The sequence below is a fragment of the Actinokineospora auranticolor genome, from assembly GCF_002934265.1.
Classification (GTDB): domain Bacteria; phylum Actinomycetota; class Actinomycetes; order Mycobacteriales; family Pseudonocardiaceae; genus Actinokineospora; species Actinokineospora auranticolor.
The window spans coordinates 1-13611 of sequence record NZ_PTIX01000049.1; the positions used below are offsets into that span (position 1 = coordinate 1).

A 13611-nucleotide genomic window follows, 5' to 3' on the forward strand; every position below is an offset into this window, starting at 1 on the left:
TGAAATAGAAGACCAACCGAGCAGGCAATGCGCGGGTCCGCTGTTCCCGACGCCAATACTGGTCAATGACCCGATCGACCAACTCCACCGGAAACATCCGAGTCAGCACACCAACCGCAGCCCGGTCGGCCAGACCGCCGCCCTCGCGCACACCCAACCCAACATCCACCACCGCAGGCTACAGCCCCGCCATGACCTAACCGACCGGCATTGCGACTAGGCCCCCTGGTCCGGCGGGGGCGTGAGGCGGGCCAGGAAGGACCCACCGCGTACCAGGGTGAGTGTCGCCGCTGTCACGGTGACGGCCGCGCCACAGGCCGCAGCGAGGGCGACACCGTAGACGACCAGAAACCCGATCAGGCCAGCGGTGACCAGCAGGACGACCGCTTCACCGTAGGCGTGCCGAGCGCACGGGCGATGGGATGTGGGTGGGACGGGGGAGGACATGACGAAACTCCGATAGAGACCGGGCGCCACCCACTTTCGTGGAGCGCCGCTTGAATCCGGGTGAGATGTGGACATCCGGGATCCGCTCGCGTGGTGTCAGCCACGAGAAGCTCGAGCGGTTCCGTCGATCCGGTCTCACAGGACCATAAGTGCCGTCGTCGGTTCAACCGCACAACGCCCGTAGGGGTGTCCGAACTTGTCCGAATTCGAGGCCACCCACGAGCTGGGCGTGTAGCGTGGGTCACAGCTTTCAATTATGTTCGGTTGCGTTGCGATCCGGACTGCGTGAAGCCGCTGCCTGCGGTGTGGTCTTTTTCCGCAGCTCATGCGCTGTCCGGGGTTGACTGTCCGGCTGTCCAGGACAGTGGCGGCATGGCGCGTTTCCGTCCGATAGTGGAGCGGCCACCACGCGGTGGGCCGCAAGCCGGGTCCCGCGCTGTTGGTGGGCGATTTTCCCGAAGCGGACTCCTTGAATCCGGGTGAGTATCGGGTCGACGAGGGATCGCTGAAGCTCTGTGTCAGCGGAGATTCACCGGTCCCTCGTCACAGCCCATGGCCCAGCGGCTCTCGTGACCGGCCAGCTCGACCCTCTCGCGCATCGAGCACAACGTGCGGCGGCTCGACATCGACGAGTTGCGTGCGATCGCGTCCCGGTATGGCATCACGCCCTCCCGCCTGGGACTCGCTACTGTCGGCGAGCAACACATCGAGAGAAGCGGTGAGGACGTGCAGCGCAGACAGTTCCTGACCGCGGCCGCCGGCCTGGTCGTCCCGCACACCGTGCTGGCCCGCCTCGACGATGCCCTGGTCGCCCTGCCCGCCGCGCAAGGCCCGGTCACCCCCGCCACCGTGACCGCCCGCCTGGCCGCCAGCCAACTCCTGTTCGACCAGGCACAGTACGCGGCCTTGGTCGCGGGGCTGCCCGACCTGCTGGCCGCCGCGCATGAGCTGGCCGACCTTCACCCGGACTCGACGGCCGAGGCAATGGTCGCGGCCTGCTACGACCTCGCGACCCACACCCTGGACAAGCTCGGGCAGCACCAGGCCAGCCGCCTGACCGCCGACCGCGCCATGAACCACGCCCGCAGCGCCGACTCCCCACTTGCGCTGGCCCTGTCGGCCCGCGCGCTCAGCGTGGTCCTGCGCCACGAGGGCCGCTCCCACCTGGCCCAGCGGATCACGCTCGACGCGATCACCACGGTGCAGGACACGGGATTGACCACCCCCGCCCAGCGCACCGTCCTCACCCAGACTCTGTGCGCCGCGGCCTACTCCGCGGCCACCAGCGGCGATAAGGCCCACGCCGTCGACCTGATCGGCGCGGCCGAGCACGCTGTTCGCGGGCTCGGCCGTCCGGTCGTCGTCGGCGGGAACGTGGTTACCGCGGCCCAGGTCCAGCTCTACAAGGTCGGGGTGCACTGGGCCGCCGGGGACTCCGGCCGAGCACTGGACACCGCGCGTGGGCTGCGACCCGAACAACTTCGGCACCGCCGAGCGCCGCGGACGGTTGCACACCGACCTGGCCCGTGCCTGGTGGCTGCACGGTCACCCCGAGCAGACCGCGGCCGCGCTGCTGGCCGCCTACCGCGAGGCCCCACCGAACTCACCAGCCGCCCGGCGATCCGCCGTATCGGGTCTGACCTGGTCCACCGTCACCCCCACACCGCAGGGGCCCGGGAACTGAGCGTCGTGCTGCGGGCCGGCGCGTAGCGACCGACCGTTGCGACCGTGGCGGGCGGGGGACCTAAGCTGCTGCTCGGTGCGCCGACGGCGACGATGGATCGGGGCCGGTGGCCACCCACCCCACGTGCGTGGGCCCGGTCACAAGCGCCCCAACCCGTCGTGGGACCCGGACCGAAGTGCCGGACCTCGGGTGCGGTTGGAGGTCACGGAGTGCACAGGCCTGCGGTGCGCCAGGGGCGGGTCAGGGTGTCGCGCGTGGCGCTCGACAGGCGCGTACCCCAGGCCGTGACGGCGACGGCGCCCCCAGAGCGCGTCGACTAGGTGGGGTCGGTGGGGTGGAGTCCGGTGGCGTCTTCGGCGATGTGGGTGGCGTCGTGGTGCAGCAGATGTGCGGTGTAGAGGAGCGCGCGGGGTCCTTGGTGGAGGGTGAGGACCTCGGTGCGTGCCCGTTCCCACTGCTGCTTGCCGAGGTGTGTCCGGGCGGTGAGCAGGTGATCGAGGGTGGTCTGGAGGAGGCGGGCGGCGGTGGGGGTGTGGGGTTCTGTAGACGGTGCCGTTGAGGTGGGGCAGGCAGGTCGTGGCCCAAGCGGTGGTGAGCAGGTCGCGGTCGGCGATCCCGGCTGGGGTCTGGGGAAGATTCGTGGTGGCCGCGTCGAGCGCCGGACAGATGACCAGGCGGCTGTTGGTCTGTTCGGGTTGAGTTGGAGCAGTTGGTTGCGGGCTTCGCGGTCATCCAGCTGGGTGGGCGATAGATTCCGGTTGTGGTCCGTCGTCGTGAGAGAGCCGTGGGTTGAGCAAACACCACGACACAGAGTGGGCTGCCGGGCCTGATGAGTCGTCTGGGGCATGGCTGACGCGCAATGACATGTCTGGTCAAGCGACGACCGTGGTGCAAGTCGGCCACGTATCGGGCGGGATGCACCTCGTGTCGTCGCCGGGTCGGGTGGGGGGTGACTACGTTCCGCGTGAACTGCCGCCCGATGACCCAGGGTTCATCGGACGTGCGGAACAGCTTCGAACGCTCGACGACATGCTTGACCATTCGGACCGATCGCAGGCGGTGGTCATCACATCGGTGTCGGGTACCGCAGGTGTGGGGAAGACCGCGCTGGCAGTGCACTGGGGTCATAGGGTGGCACACCGATTCCCGGACGGTCAGCTCTATGTCGACCTGCGAGGATATGATCCAGATCAGCCCATGCCGCCCGCAGAAGCGCTGTCCGGCTTCTTGCGGACATTCGGTCTCTCCGAGTCCGCGATTCCACCCACTCTTGAACAGCGCGCGACGCGATTCCGTACATTTGCGGCAAATCGGCGGATGCTCATCCTGCTCGACAACGCGAAGAGCGCCGAACAAGTCCGACCGCTGCTGCCCGGCCATGGCGGCTGTTTCGTACTGGTCACCAGCCGAGACGCAGTGCCTTCGCTGGCCATCAGACATGGTGCCCGCCGGATCGAGATCGACCTCCTGACCTCCGCCGAGGCGGTGGACCTGCTGCGGACCCAGTTGGGGCCTCGGGTCGATGTGGAGGTGGAGGCCGCCGCGGAACTCATCCGGCAGTGCGCCCGGCTACCACTCGCCTTACGGATGGTGTCCGAGTTGGCGATCGCGCGCTCTGGGGAGAAATTGGCCGAACTCACGGCCGAACTGGGCGATGAGCGGCAGCGCCTGGACGTGCTTGACGCCAGCGGCGACGCGCGTACCGCGTTGCGTGCCGTATTCTCTTGGTCTTATCGCAACCTGCCTGAGGACACCGCGCGGGCATTCCGGCTTGTCGGCACTCATCCCGGTTCTGACTTCGACATCGGTGCGGTCGCGGCACTGACCGGTTGTACTCCGGCTCAGGGGCGCGGACTGGTGAATCTGCTCCACCGAGCCCGTCTGATCGATGTGACGAGCAAGGCGCGCTTACGGATGCACGACCTGCTGCGGACCTATGCCAGATCCTTGGCGTCCGAAATGGATAGTAAGGATGAGTTGACGTCTGCGGGCGAGCGGCTCTTCCGATACTACCTGCGCGGCACTGGCACCGCTCTGGACCTGATAGCGCCGCAGCACGGAAAGCACCGGCCACCGTGGTCGGACCCGCCTGACATCGTCACCCCGGTCCTGGCAGGCCAGCACGACGCCATTTCATGGTTGACAATGGAACGGGACAATCTTTTTCTCGCCAGCGGGGACGACGGTTCTCGCGTCGGTGGCGCTGCGGCTCGCCACATTCTGGGGCTCGTTGCCCGGCATATGGGCGACATTCCGCAGGCGCTCCACCAGTTCGAGTATGCCAATCTTGACCTGGCCGCTGTTCCACCCGGGTACCGGGGGCGCATCTGGCTTGATCAAGCGGAATCCCTGCTGGCAGCGGGCCTCGCGTACGAAGCGGCGCGGCGGTTGGATGACGCCGTGTCGTTGCTCGACCGAGCGACGGATCAGCAGGACATCGGGGAAGCCGAAGTCTTGCGCGCAGTAGCGGACCTGCTTCTCGGGCGCCCGATCTCAGCAGGTAGATCTGCCGTGCGTGCCCAACGCCGCTTCCTCAGAATCGGGGCATCGACCTGGGCCGCCATTGCGGGCTTGGTCCGTCTCCAGGCGAACGTCCGACGGGCGTGGGCCAAACGCGCGGCGACTGTTTCGCTGGCACAGCGAGGATTGAGGCTCGCCACACGGTTCGCCGAGTTGCACTTTTCCGAGGAGTCCGCTGTATCCCGGTTGCTGGCGGTGCGGGTGCTGCTGCGCACGGGGCGGATCGCTGACGCCGAGAACCAGTTGGCCCGAACTCCGAAGCCGCCCCAGTTCACCGCCGCCGACCACCGGATGTTGCGTTGGCTCTGCGAAGCGGAACTGGCGGCCGCACGTGGTGAACGCGCCCTCGCAAGGGAACACGTGCGTGGTGGCCTCGCCGAAGTGGCCGACTTCCGCGGTCGCCCGGGAGGCTTGGACCCGATGAACGGGACGCCCCACCACCTCCTGGAGTTGGGATGGCTAGATCTGCGCCTGATGCTGCGGGACAACCGGTCGGTAGACGAACCCGCCGAAGTGTTCGCCCATCTTGAACGTGTCCGATCGCGCGCCCACACCCACCAGTTGCCGATCCAGGACCCTGTGCTGGCTGACCGCGTCAAAGACTACCGCCAGTTGAGCCACACCCTTCGGCTCGCACAGATCGGCGGCTACGTGCCCGCCAAGCTGGCCCGACAGCACGAGGCACTCGAGCAGGAGCTGACCCGCTGGCGCGGTCAGACAAACCTGGTCTCCCGATCTCCCGCCGAGTTCGCCGCGGTCGCCGAACGGCTGGGTGATCGTGCCCTGATCGCTTTCCTTGCTTGCAGAGACAGGGGTCTGGCGCTGGTCGTCGTGGACGGTCGTGCGCACCTGATCCCGACGGGCGATCGAGCGCTGGTAGCGGAGACGGCCTGGCAACTGCACGCCGATCTCAACGCACTGGCACCGGACGACCTACCTCCGCCGGTGGCCCGAGTAGTCGTGGCATCGGCACAGGCCCGCGCACACAGGCTCGACGAAGAACTCCTCCGACCACTGAACCGACTCACCGGCGATCGCGAACTCGTCCTGATCCCCGATGACCCGCTGTTCGCGACCGCATGGGGAACACTGCCCTCGCTGCAGGGCAGACCGGTGGCCGTGGCATCGTCCGCGACGGCCTGGCTCGCTGCCGACACCGCGAAACGCAACCAAGGACGGGTGGCCCTCGTCAGGGGTCCAGGCCTACCGCCAAAAACCAGTGAGGTCAACACACTGCGCGGCAGCTACCCCCACGCCAGTGTCCTTGAGGGACGCGACGCGACCACCGCATCCGTCCTGGAACACATCAACGGAGTCGAACTGGCCCACCTCGCCTGCCACGGGAGTCACGGTGTCGAGAACGCCCTGTTCTCCCGTCTCGAGTTGGCCGACGGTCCACTGTTCGCTCACGACGTCATGCAGTTGCCCGACTGTCCCACCTCGGTGGTTCTCGCCGCCAACGAACTGGGCATGAGCCGAGCGCGACCAGGCAATGAGCCTCTCGGTTTCGCAGGCGTCCTGCTATCCGCAGGCGCTCGTACCGTCATCGCCGCTGTGACCAGAATCGGCGACGAGGCAACAGCCACCGCCATGGCCGACTACCACCGCCGTCTCTCAAACGGAACACCCGCGTCCCACGCCTTGGCGGTGGTGACCGCGACAGATCCCTTCCGTCGCCCCTTCGTCTGCGTCGGCTCTGGCCGGTGAGGTGAGCACCTAATGGCGAGCATGCCGCGAACTGAGGTCGATTAGCAATCCCGGGCACGTGGAGTACCCGACGTAGCAATATCCACCGCACCGCACCGCACCGCTGGCGATAGCCCGCTGTCGCGGGCGAAGTCCACCCGCTCGGCGACGTCCTCGACCCCACTCGGGTAGGCGGTGGCCTGGGGCCGTAGAGATAGTACCGCTAATTGACCAGCGACCGGGCATGGTTGTAGGCGGCGTGCTCGGGGCGCAGCAGCACGCCGTCCGGGTTCGCGTGGTGTGACAGGGGCGTGGTCGCTGTGCTGGTGGTCGGGCAGGAGACCGGCGACGGTTCGGACGGTGTCGCGGCGAACGAGGTGGCGGGCGAGGGATCGCTGGTTCTTCGGGTGGTCGGTGCTGTGGTCGACGTGGATCCGTGGTGAGCAGTGGGCTTTGCGTTGTGCTGTTGCTCGTAGCAGGTGGGCGGGTCGCGTCGGGACCCGCGATGCGGTGGTGTCACGATCGCCGCGCCGGTCCGCGCGCCGAGGACCTGGTCACCCGCGCCGAGCAGCGGCGCGGGTGACCCGTTGTCGCGGGTCTGGGTGGTGTCGGCGACCGAGCCCGGCGCGGTGGCGCCGCAGAACGGCGTCCCGTTCTCGCGATCGGTCACGACCGTGGTCGTGAGGGCGTTCTCCTCTGCTCCTGCCCGAGACGAACCGGTCCCGATCGACGGTGTTCGCCCTTGGGGCGGCGCACTCGCACCTGTGTCGCGTCCGGAATCGCGGCCGAGCCACTCGCCGCGCCTGCCAGGCCGGGCCCACCACGGCCACCAGATCGGCGATCACCCGAGCCGAGAGACCAGTCACCCGACGACTCGACACCACCGCCCACGACCCACACCAAGATCATCTCAACACCGCCCGACGCAACCACGCACGAACACGTTACCGCCGATCCCTGCGGAGGCGGCTTCTGCTCCTTGCGCAGGCGGCGCAGCTCGTCGGACTCGGCCGCGATGGGCCGGTCGTCTCGCTCGCAGCGGCTGGCCTGGTCCTGCCGGATCCAGTTCCGCAACGCCTCGTGGTGCACGCCCCGCTGCTCGGGCAGGCGTCGGATCACCGGCTTGGGGTCGGACCACGGTACAACCAGACAGCACGAGCCCTCAGATCGTCGTCGGGGGGCTTCTTCGGTGGTGCCACGGACGACTCCCTTCAGGCCCTATCGGACCATGCCTGGAAAGACTCCCTCCCGGGGTAGGCGCCCCCCGACGTAGAACTCCGTGATTGTCTGCAGGATGGGGGCCTTTGAAAGTCCAGGTCAGGGACTTTCCGGTGTCACCGGGTGGTGTGCTCACCGCGGGGAAAGAGTCCTGGTCGTAGAAGAAGAAGGGGGTAGTCGGGATTCAGGGGCACCGTCAAGAGCGGCGTTCTCGTGGTGACGGTGGTGGTGGGAGGCGGCGATGACGGGACCGGCCTGGTGCTCGTGGTAGGCGCGGGTGCGGCCAGGGCCGGGAACCCGCTGTCGCCGGTGTCGGCGTGGGGACTCGAAGGTGGGCCCACCGTGGCGAGGCCGGCGGCCAGCGCCACGGTCAACGACAGCCCCGCCGTCACCCGATACGCGCGGGGAACCCGCGCCGGGTGGTGGTTGTCCGAGCCAGGCTCGGGATCGCCACTGATGGGGGAGTTGTCCGGGGCGTGCCGGGTGGGCTCGGGGTTGCCGGTGACCGGCTCCCGGGGCGCCGGGGGCGGGAAGACGTCGACGAGGTGGTCGGTGTGGTCGAGCAGGGCACTGGGCAGCATGTGCTCAACGCGGTCCAGGACGCGGTCGTTGTCCTCGAGCAGCAGCTCCCGGGTGGTCGGCGCCGCCGACGTGGTCGGGCCGGTGGAGACGACGACGTCGGTGGCGCCGTGGCGGGTGATCCGGTCTTGGAGTCGGGCGGCCAACACGATCGCGCGTTCGATCTGGGCCAGCGCCTGGTCGCGTTGCCGGTCGGCGCGGCTGAGCTGGGTGTCCGTTGAGCCGGTCGAGCACCACCTCCACCCCGGGACGGTCCTGCTCGGGGCGGGTGCGCAGCCACAGGTCGACGAAGGCCTTCACCAACTCCCACGGCAGCGGAGGGCGCATCGCCATCAGCTCCGAGAGGCGCTTGGCGTTGAGCCCGCCGTGCTCGTCGAGGACCTTGTGCGCACGGGCGTCGTCGGGGTGTCGTTGCACCCAGCGTTGCGCGGCCTGCTTGTTGGTGAACCCGCCCTGCTCCCGCAGCCGGTAGAGCAGCCGTTTGAACTCCACCCCGGGCTCGCCGTAGCGGGCGCGCAACGCGTCCTCGTCGATCGTGGGGGCATGCCCCGGACTTCCCGCCCGGTCTCGCCACCGGCTCCCACCTCGTTTTTCCTTATCCATGCCCGCTGTGTAGTCCGGCGCGGACTGGCCGGAACTCGATCGCGGACCCTTCACTGGTGTTCATCGCCCCGTACCCCTGAGGGGCTTCATCGACTTTCGGAGGGACCGCGAGATGTGGACGTGGATACTCGGCGCCTACCTGGGGGTGCTGATCGCGCTCGTCGGCTGCGCCGGGTACGTCACCTTGTTCATCGCCGAGACCGACCGCGCCGAACGCGCGCTGCGCACCCTCAAGACCGCCACCGTGGCCATCACCGGCAGCACCGGCGCCATCGCCCTCGTCGTCTGCCTCCATGAGACCGGGCTGCTGTGCCCCCAGGTCAGGGCGTTGTCAGTGCGTCGATGACGACCACCGCGGTGGGAGCGGTTGGGCTCATCCCGGTATGGATGACCGGCGTTGGCACCGCACCGCACTGAGACGGGCATCGCGGCCGATGGCCCGCTGCCGGACTTGGCGCGCCCTTCAGTGGATGATCTTGTTGAAGAAGGTGATGGCTCCACCGATGGTGACCAGGCCGGTGAGGACCCCGGCCGCGAGGTGCCCTCCGGCGAGAACGGTGAGCACAGCGGTCAGGAGACCGCATCCGACACCGAGGGCGAGGATGATCGCGGCACGTTGGGTCAGCAGGGGTGGGGGCTCGGGAGGCTTGGGCACGGTGGTCACTCCTGGTGCGGGTACTACGGCCCGGCCGGGCCGCCGCCCGGCCTTGTATGTGAGCCGTGCACGCGGGTTCCACGCGCTGAACTGGGCGAATACTCGCCAGAAGATTTTTCGTGGCCAAGCGGGGAGACGGGTGGGTGCGGTGACATATGAAGGGATCGTCTGCGACGCCGTAGACGGTCCCTCCGGGATCGGCTATGGCTTCCGGGGCGGCAGCGACACGGGAAGGGTCAAGAGCAGTGGTGCGGCGCAAGGTCGAGCGTGGCGGTCCGCGACCGTCAATCGACGTGCGCCATGCCGATGTCCCGGGGGCTACAACACGGGTTAGGCCGCTCGTCGAAAGTCTCGCCGAGGCCGAGGCCGACGAGGAGTTCTTCGATGACCAGGCGCTCAGAGCCGCGGAGTCGCTGCGGCAGCGGGAGAGTGACCTGGTGCTGTACAACGAGCTCGCATTGGAGGGGTTCGAGGGCCGCGCTTGGGACCGCTTCGCGTACGAGCTGGCTCGCTACGGGTACGCGGTGATGATGGCCTGGTTGAAATCGGGGGAGTTGTTCGCCCAGTGCAAGGCCAAGAACTGCTGGCCCGGTTCACCCCCGGAACGATGGGACGACCCCGACGACCGAGCGGGATTGGCCGGTGACACCGTCACCACCGCCATCGCCGCGTTCAAGGAACGAGCCCTGATCGCCGGGGGATGGACCTTCGACGGCGGAGCGAGCCTCAAGACCTACTTCATCGGCCGCTGCGTGTTCGCCTTCCCCAACCACTACCGCAAGTGGGCCACCGAACAACTCAATGCCCGCCTGGTCCGCGCGGCGGGACCGGACACCGACTCACGTGGCCACGACGGATACGTCGTCGACCCGGCCGAGCGGGCGCTCACCAAACTGCGGATCACCGCCGGCATCGCCGCCATCCCGGACGAGCGCACGCGCGCCGCGGTCATCCTGCAGGAAGCGGGCTACACCTACCCCGAAATCGCCGAACTGCTCGACGTCACCCCGAAGGCCGTCGACGGCATCCTGCAACGCCAACGAACCCGCGGACAAACATCGCCGGCGAGGAGGACGTCATGACCGACCCGACGCCCCCACCCGCCGCCCGCCCCGGCGTCGAGGAGCTCATCGAGAACTCGTCACTGGGCACCCCCGGTGCTCGCACGCTGCGCGCGCGGACTCCAGAGCGAGTGGCCGACGCGATCACCGAGCGGGCGGCCGCCTTGGCCGCCACGACGCGGCCACCGTCCGGCTCGATGCGCCGCGCCACTCGCCTGGCGCCGTTGACCGACACCGACGTGCTCGCCCTGCGCGAGGCCGCGGCCAACCCAGGCCGAAGTGCCATGCGCGACCCGGACCGTGAACAACAGCCACGCAACCTCGTGGCAGCAGTCATCGACGGGGACACCGACGCGCCACGACAACTGGCGGACCTGCTGCATCCGGCGATCGTCCGCTACTGCCACGTCCGCGCCCGGTCAACACCGGCCCTCGCCAACCAGGCGGCGAACCAGGCCCGAGCTGCGCTCCAGGGCTCGATGCCCGACCTCCTCAAGGGGCTATCGATATCATTTTCCCTTTTGGCGCTTGTGCGTGGTGTAGCCGACCGCAAACTCACCGAACTCCGGTCCTCGCATCAAACCGCCGATGCTGCGGACACCTCCTCCACGCTCGCCGACGATGGTCTAGAAGACGGAGCCCGGGAAGGCGGTTTGATCGACGAGATGGCCGCCGCTGTGCTGTCCGGGCTGACTCCTCGGCAGTATGAAGTCCTCCAGTTGCGCGTCGTCATCGGATTCACCGCCGACGAGACCGCCACCCTGTTCGGTACCACCGTCGCCGCGATCCGCGTCGCCCAGCATCGAGCGCTCAACGCCCTCCGCGCCAAACTCGGCACCCGTGCGACCACACCCGAACCTGACAAGCCCACCGTCGCCAACCAACGCCCAGCCGACTCTTCACCAGCTCCAGAGGACACGCCACCGGCCGCCATCGCCAACAGGTACGACATGGGAGTGTCCCCGTCCTCCCAATGGCGCGCGGTGGCTGAGCAAGCCATCGCAATCGCCTCATCCGCAGAGCAGCCCGTTGTGCAGTACGTCGACAATCCCTACATGGACAATCCCTCGGGCGGAGCGAGGGCTGGTAAAACCTGAGACCAGCCCCGGGGACACCGCATGCGTCGAGGTCCGTTTTCATGGCTTCGAAACCCAGGTGCGTGACAGCAAGAACCCAGACAGGCCCTAATCTGCGTGTTCACCAACACCGCGTGGGCATCGCTCCGCGCCTTCTTCACACAAGACCGAGGAACCTAAGAGCGTGTTTGAGATCTACCGAGTGGTGAGTGGGCGCGGTCCGGGTCGGGTCGCGGCGTGTCCGCGGGTGAGGCGTCGGGTCATGGTGGTGATGGCGGCCCAGCGGATGATGGCCTCGGCGGTGGCGGGGTGGCGTTCGTAGTCGCCTGCCAGGCGTCGGTGGGCGGTGAGCCAGGCGGAGGTCCGTTCGACCGCCCACCGTCGGGGGACGACCGCGAATCCCCTCTGTCCTGAGGGTTTGCGGACGATCTCGATCGTGGTCCGCAGGGTGTGGGCCCACTCGACCAGGGTGCAGGCGAAGCCGCCGTCGGCGAACAAGTGCCGGACACGACGTACTGTGTTGGCCATGATCTGGCGGTGACGCAGTTCCAGCAGCAGCCTCTTGGCGCCGTCGCGGTCCTGCACGCCGGCGGGCAACACCAACACGACCAGCAGCAGGCCGAGGGTGTCGGTCACGATGAACCGCTTGCGGCCGTTGATCTTCTTGCCCGCGTCGTAACCGCGGGTGTCGACACCGACAGTGTCGGCGCCCTTGACCGATTGGGAGTCCATCAGTCCCGCGCTCGGCTCCGCGTCCCGCCCCGCCTGCTCCCGGACCATGGCTCGCAGGGCGTCGACCATTCGGAAGGTCAGCCTCTGCTGTTCCCAGCGGGTGAAGTACCAGTACACCGTCTCCCGCGGCGGGAAATCCGCGGGCAACGCCCGCCACGCGCACCCGGTGCGCACCACATAGAGGATCGCGTCCACGATCTCCCGACGCGGATGCTTCTCCGGCCGACCACCCCGCGGATGACTGGCGGGCGTCGGTAACAACGGCTCCACCACCGCCCACTCGGCATCCGACAGATCCGGCGGATACCGCTGCACACGCGCCACGAAGACCACCCTGACCAACCACACCCACAAGATCAAGCAGCCACGCCGACCAAGATCTCAAACACGCTCTTAGACCGTTCAGAGCGCATTTCTGCTCCCCATTTGCTCCCTGCGGTGCTCCCCTTGCGGGCCGGGGTGTACCAGTCGACTGGACGGGGGGTGCAGCGTTGAAACACGGGTACTGCTGGAGTTGGGTCCTGATGGGTCGCCGAGCGTGGTGCGCGTGGTTTCGATCGCCCTGCGCGGTCGGTCCCGCATGTTGGCAGCCTTGGACGCGGCCACGATGCTTGAACTGGATGCACGTAGGTTCCGGCGCGCGCAGCCGCACACTCCGCTGCGGCATGTTGGGAGCGCGGCGCGCCGGGTGGCCTTTCCCGTTCGGGGCCGGGGGCCGGTCAACACTCATCGAAGGGTTTCGGTCAGCCTTGCCGTGTTGGGAGCGCGACGGTCCGGCATCGGTATGGAGACTCGCTTGTCGACCGTCGTGGTCGCCCGCGATCACGGTTGGGGATCGAGGGTCCACATGGGTCGGCCGATGTCCGGATCGGTGTTGGTGCGTGCCCGGTGACATCCAGGAGGGACGGTAGTGCGCGGCGGGGGGAATCGTTCGGCACCGGCCACTCCGGTGCCGAACACAACCTCCACCCGGCGCCGCGAAGGTTGGCCCAGGTGGTTCGCCCGCGGTTCGTCGGGTCTGCTTGATGAGCGGTCGAGGTGGTGGCCGCGTCAGAGGTCGTGCTGTGGTGGCTTGTCCTGTTCGGACGGGGCGTGCGCCTCGTTGAGAGCGCGTGCTTCTCGGAGTTGGTCCTCCAGGCTGACGATGCGACACGCGGCTTCCACGCCGGTGCCTTGGTCGACGAGTTCGCGGGCGCGTCCCGCGATGCGCAGTTGGTGGCGGGAGTAGCGGCGGTGTCCGCCGGCAGAGCGCTGGGGCTCGATCAGCCCCGCCTCGTCCAGGCTGCGCAGGAACCCCGGTGTGGTTCCCAGCATCTCCGCGGCTCTGCCCATCGTGTAGGCCGGGTAGTG

At 68.1% G+C, this 13611-nt stretch carries 13 protein-coding genes; 6 read left to right on the forward strand and 7 right to left on the reverse strand.

The features are described from left to right. On the reverse strand, window positions 1–172 hold a 172-nt coding region (locus CLV40_RS40650), incomplete at its 3' end, for a transposase domain-containing protein (RefSeq protein ID WP_342752338.1). Window positions 173–1173: 1001 nt separating this feature from the next. Here CLV40_RS40650 and CLV40_RS36650 point away from each other — a divergent pair. Further along, window positions 1174–2157, forward strand: coding sequence for a transcriptional regulator (locus CLV40_RS36650; RefSeq protein ID WP_146108418.1), 984 nt, complete (start codon window positions 1174–1176; stop codon window positions 2155–2157). Window positions 2158–2920: 763 nt separating this feature from the next. Beyond that, window positions 2921–6358: a CHAT domain-containing protein gene (locus CLV40_RS36660; RefSeq protein ID WP_146108419.1), complete on the forward strand. Its 3438-nt coding sequence runs from the start codon at window positions 2921–2923 to the stop codon at window positions 6356–6358. A 202-nt stretch (window positions 6359–6560) separates the two neighbouring features. Here the strand turns inward: CLV40_RS36660 and CLV40_RS38685 are convergent, their stop codons facing one another. The 3 genes from CLV40_RS38685 to CLV40_RS36675 all read right to left on the reverse strand — a co-directional run bounded on the left by CLV40_RS38685 (window position 6561) and on the right by CLV40_RS36675 (window position 8283). Continuing rightward, on the reverse strand, window positions 6561–7007 hold the full coding sequence (locus tag CLV40_RS38685) for a hypothetical protein (protein WP_181043975.1): 447 nt from the start codon (window positions 7005–7007) through the stop codon (window positions 6561–6563). Further along, entirely contained in the window at window positions 7004–7456 is a 453-nt protein-coding gene (locus CLV40_RS40985) for a transposase (protein ID WP_104483642.1), read from the reverse strand. Before CLV40_RS40985 ends, CLV40_RS38685 begins: the two co-directional genes overlap by 4 nt. Before the next feature lie 215 nt (window positions 7457–7671). After that, window positions 7672–8283 (reverse strand): hypothetical protein, encoded by a 612-nt coding sequence (locus tag CLV40_RS36675; RefSeq protein WP_104483643.1) that lies wholly within the window; start codon window positions 8281–8283, stop codon window positions 7672–7674. Window positions 8284–8849: 566 nt separating this feature from the next. On the opposite strand from CLV40_RS36675, the gene CLV40_RS36680 reads away from it, so the two are divergent. Beyond that, a complete protein-coding gene (locus CLV40_RS36680) occupies window positions 8850–9083 on the forward strand; it encodes a hypothetical protein (protein WP_104483644.1) in 234 nt (77 codons plus the stop codon). A gap of 117 nt (window positions 9084–9200) precedes the next feature. On the opposite strand, the gene CLV40_RS36685 is transcribed toward CLV40_RS36680, so the two are convergent. Beyond that, window positions 9201–9392, reverse strand: coding sequence for a hypothetical protein (locus CLV40_RS36685; RefSeq protein WP_146108420.1), 192 nt, complete (start codon window positions 9390–9392; stop codon window positions 9201–9203). Between the two features lie 293 nt (window positions 9393–9685). Between CLV40_RS36685 and CLV40_RS36690 the strand changes: the two genes are divergently transcribed. The 3 genes from CLV40_RS36690 to CLV40_RS40990 are packed head-to-tail and all read left to right on the forward strand — an operon-like array spanning window position 9686 to window position 11641. Then, entirely contained in the window at window positions 9686–10474 is a 789-nt protein-coding gene (locus CLV40_RS36690; protein ID WP_181043976.1) for an RNA polymerase sigma factor, read from the forward strand. Beyond that, window positions 10471–11550, forward strand: a complete 1080-nt coding sequence (locus CLV40_RS37630) for a sigma factor-like helix-turn-helix DNA-binding protein (RefSeq protein ID WP_146108422.1) — start codon at window positions 10471–10473, stop codon at window positions 11548–11550. The genes CLV40_RS36690 and CLV40_RS37630 overlap by 4 nt, the downstream gene beginning before the upstream one ends. After that, window positions 11483–11641 (forward strand): DUF397 domain-containing protein, encoded by a 159-nt coding sequence (locus tag CLV40_RS40990; protein WP_181043977.1) that lies wholly within the window; start codon window positions 11483–11485, stop codon window positions 11639–11641. The genes CLV40_RS37630 and CLV40_RS40990 overlap by 68 nt, the downstream gene beginning before the upstream one ends. An 83-nt stretch (window positions 11642–11724) precedes the next feature. On the opposite strand, the gene CLV40_RS36700 is transcribed toward CLV40_RS40990, so the two are convergent. Both CLV40_RS36700 and CLV40_RS36705 read right to left on the reverse strand, forming a co-directional pair. Next, the gene (locus CLV40_RS36700; protein ID WP_104483648.1) at window positions 11725–12618 is read right to left on the reverse strand and encodes an IS5 family transposase; all 894 of its coding nucleotides are present in this window, start codon (window positions 12616–12618) and stop codon (window positions 11725–11727) included. 693 nt (window positions 12619–13311) lie between these two features. Next, a partial coding sequence (locus CLV40_RS36705; protein ID WP_104483649.1) for a MerR family transcriptional regulator occupies window positions 13312–13611 on the reverse strand: 300 nt, incomplete at its 5' end.